This is a genomic window from Umezawaea beigongshangensis (assembly GCF_016464305.1).
GTDB lineage: Bacteria > Actinomycetota > Actinomycetes > Mycobacteriales > Pseudonocardiaceae > Umezawaea_A > Umezawaea_A beigongshangensis.
In genome coordinates, this window is record NZ_JAEIOJ010000011.1 from 119,858 (window position 1) to 133,207 (window position 13,350).

Consider the following 13,350-nt stretch of genomic DNA (forward strand, 5'->3'; position numbering starts at 1 on the left):
GGATCGAACCGGCGACTCCTGTCTCCCACGACCCAACCGTCTCTCCGGGTTCAGGTCTCCACGCCACGAGGGAAAGCACGGTCAACCGCTCGGTCACCTGTTCTGGAACCCGCGCATCACCGCGCCGACCGACGTCACCCCCGTGCCAGTTCGCGGAGGCGGGGCTCCCCGACCATCGTGAGCATGTCGTCGTTGCGGGGAGTCCAGCCCAGTTCTTCACGGGCGCGTGGCGCGCGGATGCGGCTGGAGGCGCCCATGATGAGCGCACCGAACTCACCCCACACGGCGGCCGCTTCCGCCGGCGGCAGGCTGCGGGTGGGCCGGTCCAGGTCGCGGCCGACGGCCTCGGCGAGCCAGCGGTTGGGTGTCTCACCGGCGACCGCGTGGTAGAGCCCGCCGCTGGCGCCCCGGGCCAGGACGAGTTCGAAGAGGCGGATCACGTCGTCGACGTGCACGTGGCTGTAGGTGTTGAGCCCTTCGCCGACGTAGCAGGCGGCGCCGGTGCGGGCGACCGACCGGTAGATCATCGACACGTGCCCGTGGTCCCCAGGGCCCCAGATGAGGCCGGGCCGGACGACCACGCTGCGGATGTCCCGTTCCGCCGCAGCACGGACCAGCTTCTCGACGGCTAGGCGTTCCGTCGCGAGTGGTTCGACGGTGAAGGGGTCGTCTTCGGTGAAGGTGTCCTCGCTCCAGGCGCCGGCGGTGCGCTGCATGAGGACACCGCTGCCGGAGGTGAACACGAAGGTCTTCCCGCTGCCGGTCAGCGTGTCCAGCAGTGCGGAGACCACGGTTGTTTCCGTCTCGGGCACCAACTGGGCGGCGACCACGACGGCGTCCACTGACGTCGCCGCCGTGAGGACCTTCGCGAGGCCGGAGTCCAGATCGGCTCGCAGTGGCGAGATGTCCTGGACGGCGAGCCGTGCGGCGGTCCGGTCCGAGCGTGCCAGGCCCACGACGTCGTGGCCCGCTCCGCGGAGGTAGCGGGCGACGGCGCCACCGACGAAGCCGGTGGCGCCGATCACGAGGATCTTCACGAGCGACCCGCCGCGACGGTGTCCGTCGTGGCGGCGAGGAACTCGCGCACGTTCCGGACGAACCACTCCGGTGCTTCCTCGGCGACGAAGTGGCCGGTGGGGGCGACGAGGCCGGTGAGCCGCTCGACGTGCGGCTCCAACGCCTCGGTCGTGCGCGTCCCCACCGAGCCCCGGCCGCCGATGGACAGCACCGGGACGGTCATCTGCCCGGTGGCGAGGGCCGCGCGGTTCTCCCGGCCGTCCTCCAGGAGGGTCCGGTAGTGGCCGAAGCCGCCGCGAAGGCGGTCACGACCTTCGTAGGCTTTCGCGTAGAACGCGAGGTGCTCGTCGGTGAAGACCTGTTCCGCGCTCAGGGCCCTGAACGTCGTCGTGAAGAATTCGAGCTCGTGGCCGTCGACCAGCATCTCGGGGAAGTGCGGTGCCATGAAGAACCCGAAGTGCCAGCTGCCGCCGGTGACGACGTTCATGGACTCTTCCAGGTCGACACCGGGCAGGAAGGCGTCGACGAGGACGGCGGCGGTGACGTCGTCGGGGTGGTGCAGGGCCCAGGCGAAGGCGACCATGCTGCCGATGTCGTGGCCGACCACGATCACCGGGCCGGTCAGGCCCAGCGCGTCGATAGTGCCGCGCAGGTCGTCGACCTGGTTGCGTTTGTCGTAGCCGTCGGCGGGGCGGTCGCTGGCTCCGGTTCCGCGCAGGTCGGGGACGAGCAGCGTGTAGTGCTCGGCGAGGGCCGGCATGACCTCGGCCCAGGCGCGGCCGGTCTGCGGCCAGCCGTGCAGCAGAACCACGAGGGGTCCGCGGCCGCCCAGGGCGGCGGAGAGCCGGACGCCGTTGGTGTCGGCCGTCCGGATCTCGAAGCCGTCGGGAAGCCAGTCGGGCTCGGGAGTGGTTGCGGACTCAGGCATGGCAGGTGCTCCTGTTCAGGACGGGTCAGGCGGGCAGGGCACTGGGCTCGCCGCCGTTGGCGACGATGACGGTGCCGTTGATGTAGCCGCTGTCGGCGTCGACGAGGAACCGGACGATGTGGGCGATCTCGTCCGGCTCGCCGATCCGTTCCCGGAGGTTGGCACGGCCGAGCAGCTCGACGTTGTCGCCGAGCATGGCCGTCGTGCCCGCGGTGCGAACCGGGCCGGGGGACACGCCGATGACCCGGACGCCGCGAGCGCCGAACTCCGTCGCCCAGGAACGGGTCAGCAGTTCGACGGCGGCTTTCGAGGCGCCGTAGGCGGCACCGATGGGTGCCGGCGAGGTGGCCGCGGTCGAGGTGATGTTGACGATGACGCCGTGCCCGCGGCCGGCCATGGCCGGGGCGAGCGCGCCGACGAGCAGGAACGGCGCGCGGGTGTTGACGGCGAACTGCCGGTCGAAGCTCTCCGCAGTGGTGTCCGCGGTGCCGGTGAAGGCGTAGATCCCGGCGTTGTTCACCAGGATGTCCACCTCGCCCGCCGCTGCGGCGAGCGCCAGGACCTCGGCGGAACCGGTCAGGTCGGCGGTCAGGAACCGGGCGGAGCCGCCTTCGGCCGCGATCTCCTTCACGAGCTGGGCGCCGCGTTCGGGGTCGCGGCCGTGGGCGAGCACGTGGATGCCATCCGCGGCCAGCTGGCGGGCGACGGCCCTCCCGATACCCGCGGTAGCTCCGGTGATCAGGGCAGTTCGGTGGTGCGGCTGGGACGGAGTCACGGGTCGTCCTCACTTTCTGGGTTGTTCTGTCCAGAAAGCTAGTCATCAAAAATGGATCGCACAACCCAGTCTGGCGTAGGATGTCGATCGTGAGCGAGCCGACGAAGACACGGCGCCTGACGCCGAAGGGGCAGGCCACCAGAAACCGGATCTTCGACGCGGCGACCGGCCTCATCGCCCGGCACGGCGTGGCCGGCACCGGGATCGACGACGTCCGGGCGGCGGCCGGGGTGAGCGGATCCCAGCTGTACCACTACTTCGACGGCAAACAAGCACTGATCCGGGCCGTCATCACCCGCCAGGCCGACTCGGTGCTCGAACCCGGCAGCCCGCGCATCGATGCGCTCGACAGCTTCGAAGCACTGCGCGCCTGGGCCGACGCCGCGATCGAACGACAACGGGAGAACGACTACCGGGGCGAGTGCGACCTCGGCTCACTGGCCGGCGAGCTCAGCGCCACCGACGAACAGTCCCGCGAAGACCTCGCCAACGGGTTCATTCGCTGGCGCGACCTCCTCCTCAACGGGCTCCGCGCGATGCGCGACCGGCAGGAACTGCGTGCCGACGCAGACCTCGACGAACTCGCGTTCGCCCTCCTCGCCGCACTGCAGGGCGGCGTCCTCCTGTCCCGGACCATCCGCCACGTCCAACCGCTCGAAGCCGCCGTGCACGCCGCACTGGCCCACGTCCACTCCCGCTCGGCGGATCACGGCTGACGAAGACCAACGCGTCGGGCGCCCGGAGAGACTTCAGCCGACGAAGGGCCACGCGCACTCGAACGCGGCACTTCCCGCTGACGCACGGCGCTCCGGCGATCTCACGAGCGCGCAGGCCCGGTCGACCGGCAGCCACAAGTCCCCGGCTTCGATCTGCCTTCGCACGGCGTGAGGCGTCGATCGGCTCCGAACCCGAACCGCGGGACGCTCAGGCCTACCGCGACGAGTTGGGCGAGCGGATCACCGGGCCCGGGTCTCGCCAGGGCGCTTGAGAGCGCCGCAGACCACCTCGGGGTCGCAGGTCGTCCACGACGGGGGAGTGAGGCCCTGATGAAGCGGTGACGAAGCGCGGATCGAAGACGGCCACCACGTCCTCGTCCGACTTCGGAGGCGGCGAGACCGTTCCGCCCCGATCGCGCGCACGCAGAACCCGATCCACCGCATCGAGGTGATCGTCGGCTGGTGCGGAGACCCCGTCGCCCCCGTTCTGACCGACCGCCTGCCGAAGAACCCGTTCAGGCTGCACCGCGAGGGCCCGCTGCGAAGATCGACCGTCGCGGCCCTCGCGGTGCAGCGGCTGGGCAGTGGGGTGGTGCACGAGATCGGCGCCGGGGGTTCCCCCTCGTTCCCCTGGCGCTCGTCGCCCGGTCCTGGTGCGCCAGGCACCACGTGACGATGATCGGGTGCGAGGGTCACCGGGGCGGGTGGCCCGTCGCCTGCGACGCCGAGCTCTGCGGGGGACGCGGCACCGTCGAAAGCCTGCACCCCGCCCGCTGACCACGACTGCGGACAAGCCCTAGAACACGTCGTGCAGGGTCTCCAGGAGACGGGCGATGTTCGCCTCGTCGCGGCGGTAGTAGGTCCACTTGCCCCGTCGGGTGGCGACCACCAGCCCTGCTTGTCGCAGCATCGCGAGGTACTGCGAGGTGGTCGACTGTCCCAGGCCCGTGCGCTGCTGGATGTCGGTCACGCAGACACCGATCTCGACGTCGTCGGGCTCCTGGCCGGGGAAGCTCATCGGCTCCTTGAGCCACACCAGCATCTGACGGCGGGCCGGGTTGGACAGGGCCCGGAACACAGCCAGCAACTCCGCCTCCGAGAACATGCGGTGAGCGTAACGCACAGACATATTGACGATTCGCGATATTGCGATCTAAGGTGGTCGCATGTCGACTTTGATGCGTGTGGTGGAACTCGTCCGCTTCGGTGACGCGGACACCGCGTTCGCCGTTCGAGAGCTGCCAAGACCCGCTCCCGGGCCCGGCCAGGTGCTGGTGCGCGTGGAGGCCACGTCCGTGAACCCTCTCGATCTGCAGACTCGGCGCGGCGACTACCGCGACCAGGTGGCGTTACCCGCGGTGATCGGCAACGACGTGTCCGGCGTGGTGGTCGAGACCGGTCCCGGGGCAGACGACTTCCAGCCGGGCGACGAGGTCTGGTACCTGGCGCCGATCTTCACCGGGCGGGGAACCTACGCCGAGTTCCACGTGGTCGAGCAGGCTCTGGTCGCCCGCAAACCCGCGGGGTTGTCGCACGTGGAGGCCGCCGGTCTCGCGCTGGTGGGCGTCACGGTGTGGGAGGCGCTGGTCGAACGCGCCGGGGTGCGGGGCGGGGAACGGGTCCTGGTGCACGGCGGAGCGGGCGGGGTCGGCTCGGCCGCCGTCCAGCTCGCCAGCGCGCTGGGAGCCGAGGTGGTGACCACAGCACGGGCGGGGGATCACGAGTTCGTCACCGGACTGGGAGCCGACATCGCGATCGACTTCTCGGCCGGTGACTACGTGCCGCAGGTCCGCGCACTGGGTGGAGTGGACGTCGTCCTGGACACGGTGGGCGGGGACACCCTCGCCCGCAGCCCGGAGGTCATCGCCGACCGGGGGCGCGTGGTGTCCATCGTGGACACCGCCGAACCGCAGAACCTGCTCGCTGCGTGGGGCGTGAACGCGACCTACCACTTCCTCTTCGCCAGCCCGGGCCGGGCGAAGCTCGCGGCACTCGGCCGACTGGTCGACCGGGGCAAACTCCGGCCGGTGATCGGCGCCGTGCTACCGCTGGCCGACATCGCACGGGCGCACGCGCTGTTGGAGGGCGGCTCTGCCGGCGAGGGCCGTAGACGCCCACGCGGCAAGATCGCCATCGCTGTGCGCCAGTGAGCGTGCGGGGTGGGGTCAGCGGGGTGGTCGGCATCGTGGTCGATCCGGATCTGACCACTCGTGAAGCGCCGTCAGCAGCTCTGCCTCCTGCCGACCCCGCACTCCAACACCCCGGAGCATCACGCTCAACCGCGTCAGAAGATGGTTGACGATGCTCGCCGCGTTGCGCCGATCGAGCATGCGGAAGGTGTGCTCGACGTCGAACCGGCGCAGGAACGCCTGCCGGGCCAGATCCACCTCGGCCGGGTCGAGGTCGGTGCGGGAGTACCACCACCACACCGGTTTCGGGATCGCCCCGGAGGGCAACCGGTCGACCTGAAGGCGGATCACGGTGCCTTCCAGGATCGGCGGGTCCCGGCGTGGTCGGCCCAGGCGACGCGGTGGGTCAGCCCGGGGTGCAGGCGATCCCACGCCCTGATGCGGGCCGCGTCGTCGAGCCGGGTCGCGGTCCGGGTGTCGACGCCCGGTTCGCCCCAGGTGCCGGGGGCACCGAAGGCGAACTCGCCGCCGTGTCGCCGTGTCGCCGTGGTCGGCCCGTCGTGCCGGGCGGGTGCTGCGGCGCGGCTCGGCGCAGGACCCGGTCCGAGCGCATCCGCACCAGCACGGTGACCGGCAGGTCGGCCAGCACGTGGGCCAGGCGCGGCCCGTCGTAGCCGGCGTCGGCGACCAGCAGGATGTCCGGGTCGCCGAGGCGGTGGTGTCCCGCGCCGACCCGCCGACCGCGCCCCCGGAGCACGACCCCTCACCGGACTGGGGCCCATCGCTGTCGTGCGGGGCGGTCGGGATCGCGTTGCTGCACCTCGCCCGCACCCTCACGGGCCTCGCCGAGTGGAACACCGCCCACCGGTGGGTCGCGGTCATGACCCGCGGACCGGTCGGCGCGAACCCCGACGCCTGCCTGTGCCGAGGCGCTCCGGCGGTCGCGTTCGTCCTGCGCACCGCCGACCGGTCGTCCTGCACCGCCGCGATCGACTCGCTCGACCGCCCCGTCACCGCACTGGTCCGCCGTCACCTGGAGGCCGCCCACCAGCGCGTCGAGCAGGGCCTGATGCCCCGACTGCGCGAGACGCCGAACTCGGGCACCCCGGAGTTCGAGCCGATCCGCGATCAGATGCCCGCGTTGAGCGGGTCGGTCATCGGCGGGGACGTCGCCGGCCCCTCGGCCGGTCTGCCCGAGGTTCTCTGAGGGCCGTTCGCGGTCGCCGTGCGGATCGCCTTCCGCGCCGGGGTGCACCTCATCACCCTGGTGGCCGCCGCAGTCGGCATCGTCGGTGCCGTCGTCACCTGTCTGCTTCAGGACCGAACGAAACCGACGGTCACCAGCACTTCTGCCGACGACGACCCCGGCTGAGCAAGCACCAGCACGCGTACTGGGTTGCGTAACCCAGAAAGGTCGGGTAGGAATGGGTTGCCAAACCCAAAAAGTTCGGCTGGGCGAGTGGCTCGGGGCGCGAGCGCTGGTGCGCGGAGGGGAGAGCGATGACGGACGAGGACGCGAAAGCCCTCGTGCTCGGTGGTGGCGGTGTCGCGGGCATCGCCCGGGAGACCGGAATCCTGGCGGGACTGGCTGACGCGGGTGTCGACGTGACCGACGCGGACCCGGTGGTCGGAACGTCCGCCGGTGCGACCGTCGCGGCACAGGTGACCAGCTCGAAGCCTCTCAGTGCTCTCTACGACGACCAGGTCAACGGCACGGGAGCGCCGGAGCCGGCGATTCACGACGTCGATCCGGTCGCGCTGCTGGCTGAGGTCCGCGAGATGCTGGGCAGCGGAGACGACTCGCAGGTCGTCCGCCGGTGCGTCGGTGCCATGTCGCTGGCGCAGGACCGCGTTCCGGTGGCGGAGCGTCGTGCACTCGTCGAGGCCCGGCTCCCGGATCACGGGTGGTGTGCGCAGCGGGACCAACGCCGATGTCGCCAGGGACTGCGGCAAGGTGCTGGTCCTCGACGTGATCGGGTTTCCGGAGACCGGTGACGTGGAACCGGTTTCCGCGCCGCTGCTCGCCATCACGCCGGACGAGGCCTCCCGGGCCGGGCTGCAGAACCTCCTCGATCCGGACTCCCGCGCGATCTGCGCACGAGCCGGATACGACCAGGGCCAGAGGATCGCGGCAGAGGTCAAGACCTTCTGGGCCTGATCGGTGCTTCGGGCACGTGTGCGCTCCGGCCATCGGGCAGGCCGGAAGAACGCGACGAGCCCAACTGTTCAACCAACCACGACGAGGAAGAGCGCATGAAGATCTTCATGACCGGCGCCACCGGTTACATCGGCAGTGTCATCACCGAGAAGTTGCTGCAAGCCGGACACCGGGTCGTGGGACTCGCCCGTTCTGATGCCTCCGCTCAAGCCCTGCGGGAGCTCGGCGCCGAGCCCCTCCGCGGAAGCCTCGGTGACACCCAGCTCCTGACCGACGCGGCTCGGGCCGCCGACGGAGTGGTTCAGAACGCCTTCGACCTCGGTGCCGACTTCGCGACGGCCAGTGCTGAGGAAGCGAAGGCCGTCTACACCTTGATCACCGCACTGCAGGGCAGTGACAAGCCGCTCGTCTACACCAGCGGCACGGGAGGCCTGGGAGACACCGGCTCCACCGTCTACGACGAGGAGACCCCCGTCGCCCCATCGGAATCTCCTACCGTGCGAGCGCTTCAGCTGCGCTTCGAGACGGAGAAGACCGTGACCGGTGCGACTGGTCTGCGTGGTGTCGCGCTGCGGCCACCGAACGTCTTCGGGCGTGGGGGCGGCCGCTCGGTCCTGTGGCTGATCGGAGCGGCGGGTCAGAAGCTGGGCGCCGTTCCCTACCCGGCGGAGGCGGGCGACAACCTGTGGTCTCTGGTCCACGTCGACGATCTGGCGGATCTCTACGTCCTGGCAGTGGAGAAAGCGCCTGGTGGCGAGTTGTTCCACGCTGCGTCCCGCAGTGGGCTTCGCACCCGGGACGTCGCCGCCGCGATCAGTCGTGGCGCAGGGCTCGGAGGCAAGACCGTCGCGCTGGACAGGAACGAACTCGCCGAAGCTCTCGGCGCACCGCCGCTTGCGGACTACTGGTCCATCAACAGCCAGATCTCGGGGGAGAAGGCGCGTCGCGTGCTCGGCTGGGAACCGCGACACCTCGACGTCCTCGACGAACTGGGCCAGCCCGCGAACTGAGCTCGCCGAACGGCGGCTACCGGTGTTCTGACAGGCGGGTGAAGGAACGCCGGTAGGCCGTCGGGGTCAGCCCGGTCCGCCGGACCAGGTGCTGGCGCATCGAGTCCGCGCTGCCCAGTCCGCTGCGCGCGGCGACGGCGTCCATCGACAGACCGGTGGACTCCAGCAGTTCCCGAGCTCGGATGATGCGCTGGTGCAGCAACCACTTCAGCGGGCTCAGCCCGGTCTCGTCGCGGAACCGGCGGGTCAGCGTCCGGACGCTGTTGCCGGCGTGCCGGGCCAGATCGGTGAGCGTGAGCTGCTGGTCGAGCCGCTGCAGGGCCCGGGCTCGGGTCTCGGCGAGTGAGACGCCGGTCTCGGTGGGCAGCGGAGTCTCGATGAACTGTGCTTGACCGCCGGGGCGCACGGGAGCCACGACGGCCAGCCGGGCCACCTCGTTGGCCGCCGCCGCGCCGTGGTCGGACCGGATCATGTGCAGGCACAGGTCGATACCGGCCGCCAGCCCGGCCGAGGTGAGAACCGGACCGTCCTCCACGAACAGGACGTCCGGTTCGAGCCGCACGGCGGGGTAGCGGCGCCGGAACGCCTCCGACTTGGCCCAGTACGTGGTCGCGCGCCTGCCCTCCAGCAGGCCCGCCTCGGCCAGCACGAAGGCACCGGTGCAGATCGACGCGATGCGCTTGCCGGCCGCGGCCGCCTCGCGCAGCGCGATCAGGACGGCAGGCGGGACGTCCTCACGGCCGGCTCCACCGGTCACCATCACCGTGTCGGCTTTCGCCACGGCCTCCAACCCTCTGTGGACGGACACGTCGAACGCGCCGCCGGCCCGCAGGATTCCGGGCTCCGCCGTGCAGACCCGGATGTCGTACGCGGGCCGCCCGTCGGCCTCGACCGGGGTGAAGATCAGTTCCGGAATGGACAGGTCGAAGGCGGTGACCGGGGGCACCGCGACGACGACGATGCGGTGCGTGGCCCGAACCTCCGGATCTGTGGCATTCCAGCCACTACTGTAACTCCGCACAGCTCGGCAGGGTGAGGGCATGTCATTCGTGGTCGTCACCGGGGCCGGCGCGGCCGGCCTCCCCGTCGCACGTCGGTTCGCGGAGATCGGCGAGCGAGTCCGTCAGATCACCCGCAGCGGTCGCGGCGCCGACCATCCGCTCGTCGAGCGCGTCGCCGCTGACATCACCGACACCGACCTGCTCACCGAGCTCGTCGACGGAGCGCGCGTCGTGGTCAACCGCGCCATTCCCGCGTACGACCGCTGGGCCGTCGACGTGCCGCCGATGGCCCGGGCTCTGCTGACCGCCGTGGAACGGACCGGTGCCGGCTACGTGATGCTGGGCAACACCTACGGGTACGGACCCGTCGACGGGCCGATGACCGAAGACCTGCCGATGGCCGCCACCACGGTCAAGGGCCGTGTCCGAGCGCGGATGTGGCTCGACGCGCTGGCCTCGCACGAAGCGGGCCGGGCGCAGGTCACCGAGGTGCGCGCCGGAGGGTTCCTCGGTCCGGGCCCGGTGGGCCCCTTCGTCGTGTTCGTGCTCGGTCCCGCACTGGCGGGTGAGGTCGCGTCCTATCCGGGTGACCCCGACGCACCGCACAGCTGGAGCTACACGGAGGACATCGCCCGTACGCTCGTGGCCGCAAGCCTGGACGACCGCGCGTGGGGCCGGGCCTGGCACGTGCCGGTCACGTCGTCCCTGCCGGTGCGGGCGCTGGCCGAACGGGTGGCCGAGCTGGCCGGTATGCCCGCGCCCGAGCTGCGCCGCCTCGACCGCGACGAGCTGCTCACCCTGGCACAACAGCAGCCGCTGTTCGGAGAGCTCGTCGAGTTGTTGTACAGCAACGAGAACCCGCACGTCATCGACTCCACCCGGACCGAGGCCGTCCTCGGCGTGCGGCCGACACCGCTGGACGCGGTCCTGCGGGAGACCCTCGCCGGAGCCGCCACGTCGACCGGGAACTTCGTCGACCGGCTCGCCGGCCGTACCGCGACCTAGCCGCCCGCTCGAGCTCCGCGCTCAGTGATTGGGTTGCACAACCCAGATCTGTCCGGTAATAATGGGTTGATTGACCCAGAAAATGACGAGGTGCGTGACGATCACTTGTCACCCGCCGATCCAGCAGATCAGGGCACTGCTGCCCGCCTCCGGTGCCGAGAACAACCGTCCCCGACCCAGATCGTTCAAAGGAACTGCGATGCCCGCCAAGGCCTTCGAGTCGTACCGGCTCGCCGGGAAGACGCTGAAGAACCGCATCGTCATGGCCCCCATGACCAGGAGCCGTGCTCCCGGCGGGACGCCGACCCGGTCGACGGCCCTCTACTACGCGCAGCGCGCCGGAGCCGGCCTCATCATCACCGAGGGCACCCAGCCGTCCGTGCAGGGACAGGGCTGCACCGACACCCCCGGCCTGCACTCGCCCGAGCAGGTGGACGCCTGGCGAACCGTCACCGACGCCGTGCACGCCGAGGGCGGCGTGATCTTCGCGCAGCTCATGCACTCCGGCCGCATCGGACACCCGGACCTGCTGCCAGACGGACTGGTCCTCGTCGCTCCGTCGCCCGTGCGAGCCGAGGGACAGCTGTTCACCCACACCGGAATGCAGGACTTCGTCGTACCGAAGGAGCTCACCGAGGACGACATCCTCGCCACCGTCGAGGACTACGCCTCGGCTGCGCGCAACGCTGTCGCGGCGGGGTTCGACGGCGTGGAGCTGCACGGTGCGAACGGCTACCTCATCAACCAGTTCCTCTCGACGCACACGAACCGGCGTGACGACCGGTGGGGCGGCTCGGCGGAGGGCAGGATCCGGTTCGCCGTCGAGGTGGCCAGGGCGACGAGCGAGGCCATCGGAGCCGACAGGGTCGGAATCCGCATCTCGCCCGGCACCGTCGTGAACGACATCAACGACGATCCCGACCACAACGCCACGTTCTTGCCGCTGCTCCGGCAACTGGGCGCTCTCGACCTCGTCTACCTGCACCTGGCCGAGCGCGCCGGCCGCGACCTGACCAAGCGCTTCCGCGCGGCGTGGCCGACCACGTTCATCCTCAACCCCGACACGGGTTCCACTCCGACGGGCCCCGGTGAGCTGCAGCTCATCGAGGACGGCACCACCGATCTGCTCGCCTTCGGCGCCCACTTCATCGCCAATCCCGACCTGCCGCACCGGCTCGCCACCGGTGCTCCGTTCGCGCAGGGCGATCGCCGCACCTTCTTCGGCGGCGGCGACGAGGGCTACACCGACTACCCGCCGCTTCCGCTCAACCACGAAGCCGGCGTGCCGTGCTAGCGATCTCACCAACCGTCCGGAAGCGGGTGCGGAGACGAGTGCTGGTGGCGAGTTCGCACGTCGCGACCGCTTCTCCGCACCTTTCAACGGACGTCGCACTCCGACGACACCTACGCAAGGAGATGGTGTGATGAAGGTGTTCCTGACGGGTGCCACCGGCTACATCGGCAGTGTCATCGCCGAGAAGTTGCTGCAGGCCGGACACGACGTCGTAGGACTTGCCCGCTCTGACACCTCAGCTGACAAGCTGAAGGGGCAGGGCGTCGAGCCTGTTCGCGGCGAGATCGGCGACACCGAGAGGCTCACGGACGTGGCCAGGGGAGTGGACGGGGTCGTCCACACCGTTTTCGATTCGAGTTCTCTCGACTGGACGGCGGCCAACGCCGGAGACGTCGCGGCCGTCAACGCCGTGATCGCCGGACTGCGTGGAACCGGAAAGCCGTTCATCTACACGAGCGGCACGGGAGTTCTCGGCAACACCGGTGAGATCGTCTACGACGAGGACACACCGGTCGTGCCCTCGGAACTTCCCGCGGTCAAGGCACTTCAGCAGCGCCTCGACACCGAGAAGGCCGTGCTCGGAGCCGCTGGTGTCAGCGGCATCGTGCTGCGACCCCCCAACGTCTACGGACGTGGTGACGGGCGCGCGGTGTTCTGGATGATCCGGGAGGCGGCGAAGAAGCTGGGGGCCGTGCCCTACGCGATCGGATCCGAAGGCAACCGCTGGGCCTACGTCCACGTCGACGACCTGGCCGACCTCTTCGTCCTCGCCCTCGACCAGACGCCCGCCGGCGAGCTGTTCCACACCGGTGCGCAGAGCGGTCTTCGCACCCGGGACATCGCTACCGCGCTGAGCCGGGGCACGGGACTCGGCGGCAAGACCATCGCCTTGGAGATGTCAGAACTCGAGGCGGCCATCGGCTTCCCGTTCGTGGGGGAGTACTGGGCCTCGAACAGCCAGTCGTCGAGCGACAAGGCACGTCGCGTGCTCGGCTGGAAGCCGCAGCACCTCGACCTGCTCGATGAGATCAGTCGGCCATCACGCTGACGCTGGAACGACGGTTTGCCGGTCCTGGTGCTGATGCATCGGTCCGGTCGAAACGGTGAAGCACGTGCACCTGATCGGCCCCGCTCGCCAAGGCTCGCGCGCGGCCGATCAGGGCAGCGACTGTTGCTGCGCCGGCCTCGCCGCACGACCAGATCCAGCGTGATGGGCGTGGAGGCTGCACCGGTGTGACACGGTGTTCTGGCTGCGCTGGTCGTCCAGCCGGGCAGCGAGCTGAGTTCTCCGCCGTAGACGCCGAACAGGGCGCCGTT

General features: G+C 70.3%; 17 protein-coding genes. 10 read left to right on the forward strand and 7 right to left on the reverse strand.

From position 1 onward, the window contains the following. Positions 1 to 134 precede the first annotated feature (134 nt). The 3 genes from IMZ35_RS24480 to IMZ35_RS24490 are packed head-to-tail and all read right to left on the reverse strand — an operon-like array spanning position 135 to position 2,720. Entirely contained in the window at positions 135 to 1,037 is a 903-nt protein-coding gene (locus IMZ35_RS24480; RefSeq protein ID WP_199443538.1) for an NAD-dependent epimerase/dehydratase family protein, read from the reverse strand. Continuing rightward, entirely contained in the window at positions 1,034 to 1,945 is a 912-nt protein-coding gene (locus IMZ35_RS24485) for an alpha/beta fold hydrolase (protein ID WP_199443539.1), read from the reverse strand. The genes IMZ35_RS24480 and IMZ35_RS24485 overlap by 4 nt, the downstream gene beginning before the upstream one ends. Positions 1,946 to 1,970: 25 nt before the next feature. Further along, positions 1,971 to 2,720 (reverse strand): SDR family NAD(P)-dependent oxidoreductase, encoded by a 750-nt coding sequence (locus IMZ35_RS24490; protein ID WP_199443540.1) that lies wholly within the window; start codon positions 2,718 to 2,720, stop codon positions 1,971 to 1,973. 89 nt (positions 2,721 to 2,809) lie between these two features. Between IMZ35_RS24490 and IMZ35_RS24495 the strand changes: the two genes are divergently transcribed. Next, positions 2,810 to 3,436: a TetR/AcrR family transcriptional regulator gene (locus IMZ35_RS24495; RefSeq protein WP_199443541.1), complete on the forward strand. Its 627-nt coding sequence runs from the start codon at positions 2,810 to 2,812 to the stop codon at positions 3,434 to 3,436. A gap of 796 nt (positions 3,437 to 4,232) precedes the next feature. Here the strand turns inward: IMZ35_RS24495 and IMZ35_RS24500 are convergent. Next, positions 4,233 to 4,541: an ArsR/SmtB family transcription factor gene (locus IMZ35_RS24500; RefSeq protein WP_229373127.1), complete on the reverse strand. Its 309-nt coding sequence runs from the start codon at positions 4,539 to 4,541 to the stop codon at positions 4,233 to 4,235. Between the two features lie 61 nt (positions 4,542 to 4,602). Between IMZ35_RS24500 and IMZ35_RS24505 the strand changes: the two genes are divergently transcribed. Then, positions 4,603 to 5,586, forward strand: coding sequence for a zinc-binding dehydrogenase (locus IMZ35_RS24505; RefSeq protein WP_199443543.1), 984 nt, complete (start codon positions 4,603 to 4,605; stop codon positions 5,584 to 5,586). A 15-nt stretch (positions 5,587 to 5,601) separates the two neighbouring features. Here IMZ35_RS24505 and IMZ35_RS24510 read toward each other — a convergent pair whose 3' ends face one another. Both IMZ35_RS24510 and IMZ35_RS24515 read right to left on the reverse strand, forming a co-directional pair. Beyond that, positions 5,602 to 5,916, reverse strand: a complete 315-nt coding sequence (locus tag IMZ35_RS24510; protein WP_199443544.1) for a hypothetical protein — start codon at positions 5,914 to 5,916, stop codon at positions 5,602 to 5,604. Between the two features lie 55 nt (positions 5,917 to 5,971). After that, complete coding sequence (locus tag IMZ35_RS24515; RefSeq protein WP_229373162.1) at positions 5,972 to 6,223, reverse strand: transposase; 252 nt, start codon at positions 6,221 to 6,223, stop codon at positions 5,972 to 5,974. Between IMZ35_RS24515 and IMZ35_RS30990 the strand changes: the two genes are divergently transcribed. The 5 genes from IMZ35_RS30990 (at position 6,104) to IMZ35_RS24535 (ending at position 8,733) form a co-directional block, all read left to right on the forward strand. Next, positions 6,104 to 6,772 carry a glycoside hydrolase family protein gene (locus tag IMZ35_RS30990; protein ID WP_229373170.1) on the forward strand — a complete coding sequence of 223 codons (669 nt, stop codon included), beginning with the start codon at positions 6,104 to 6,106 and terminating at the stop codon, positions 6,770 to 6,772. The two genes, IMZ35_RS24515 and IMZ35_RS30990, sit on opposite strands and share 120 nt — an antisense overlap. Before the next feature lie 18 nt (positions 6,773 to 6,790). Then, a complete protein-coding gene (locus IMZ35_RS24525; RefSeq protein WP_199443546.1) occupies positions 6,791 to 6,937 on the forward strand; it encodes a hypothetical protein in 147 nt (48 codons plus the stop codon). Between the two features lie 128 nt (positions 6,938 to 7,065). Then, complete coding sequence (locus IMZ35_RS24530) at positions 7,066 to 7,560, forward strand: hypothetical protein (protein WP_229373128.1); 495 nt, start codon at positions 7,066 to 7,068, stop codon at positions 7,558 to 7,560. Beyond that, entirely contained in the window at positions 7,520 to 7,723 is a 204-nt protein-coding gene (locus tag IMZ35_RS30995; RefSeq protein WP_229373129.1) for a hypothetical protein, read from the forward strand. The genes IMZ35_RS24530 and IMZ35_RS30995 overlap by 41 nt, the downstream gene beginning before the upstream one ends. Before the next feature lie 95 nt (positions 7,724 to 7,818). Then, positions 7,819 to 8,733 carry an NAD-dependent epimerase/dehydratase family protein gene (locus IMZ35_RS24535; RefSeq protein WP_199443547.1) on the forward strand — a complete coding sequence of 305 codons (915 nt, stop codon included), beginning with the start codon at positions 7,819 to 7,821 and terminating at the stop codon, positions 8,731 to 8,733. Between the two features lie 16 nt (positions 8,734 to 8,749). On the opposite strand, the gene IMZ35_RS24540 is transcribed toward IMZ35_RS24535, so the two are convergent. Then, on the reverse strand, positions 8,750 to 9,679 hold the full coding sequence (locus IMZ35_RS24540) for a GlxA family transcriptional regulator (protein WP_307868719.1): 930 nt from the start codon (positions 9,677 to 9,679) through the stop codon (positions 8,750 to 8,752). 94 nt (positions 9,680 to 9,773) lie between these two features. Here IMZ35_RS24540 and IMZ35_RS24545 point away from each other — a divergent pair, with 94 nt between their 5' ends. The 3 genes from IMZ35_RS24545 to IMZ35_RS24555 all read left to right on the forward strand — a co-directional run bounded on the left by IMZ35_RS24545 (position 9,774) and on the right by IMZ35_RS24555 (position 13,081). Then, a complete protein-coding gene (locus IMZ35_RS24545) occupies positions 9,774 to 10,739 on the forward strand; it encodes an NAD-dependent epimerase/dehydratase family protein (protein ID WP_199443549.1) in 966 nt (321 codons plus the stop codon). Positions 10,740 to 10,938: 199 nt separating this feature from the next. Then, the gene (locus IMZ35_RS24550; RefSeq protein ID WP_199443550.1) at positions 10,939 to 12,033 is read left to right on the forward strand and encodes an alkene reductase; all 1,095 of its coding nucleotides are present in this window, start codon (positions 10,939 to 10,941) and stop codon (positions 12,031 to 12,033) included. Positions 12,034 to 12,163: 130 nt separating this feature from the next. Further along, a complete protein-coding gene (locus IMZ35_RS24555; RefSeq protein WP_229373163.1) occupies positions 12,164 to 13,081 on the forward strand; it encodes an NAD-dependent epimerase/dehydratase family protein in 918 nt (305 codons plus the stop codon). The last annotated feature ends 269 nt before the right edge of the window (positions 13,082 to 13,350 follow it).

Coding starts and splice junctions, on each gene's coding strand:
- IMZ35_RS24500 (WP_229373127.1), bottom strand. CDS start 4,541: ATGTTCTCGGAGGCGGAGTTGCTGGCTGTGTTCCGGGCCCTGTCCAAC.
- IMZ35_RS24530 (WP_229373128.1), top strand. CDS start 7,066: ATGACGGACGAGGACGCGAAAGCCCTCGTGCTCGGTGGTGGCGGTGTC.
- IMZ35_RS24505 (WP_199443543.1), top strand. CDS start 4,603: ATGTCGACTTTGATGCGTGTGGTGGAACTCGTCCGCTTCGGTGACGCG.
- IMZ35_RS24535 (WP_199443547.1), top strand. CDS start 7,819: ATGAAGATCTTCATGACCGGCGCCACCGGTTACATCGGCAGTGTCATC.
- IMZ35_RS24555 (WP_229373163.1), top strand. CDS start 12,164: ATGAAGGTGTTCCTGACGGGTGCCACCGGCTACATCGGCAGTGTCATC.
- IMZ35_RS24485 (WP_199443539.1), bottom strand. CDS start 1,945: ATGCCTGAGTCCGCAACCACTCCCGAGCCCGACTGGCTTCCCGACGGC.
- IMZ35_RS24550 (WP_199443550.1), top strand. CDS start 10,939: ATGCCCGCCAAGGCCTTCGAGTCGTACCGGCTCGCCGGGAAGACGCTG.
- IMZ35_RS24545 (WP_199443549.1), top strand. CDS start 9,774: ATGTCATTCGTGGTCGTCACCGGGGCCGGCGCGGCCGGCCTCCCCGTC.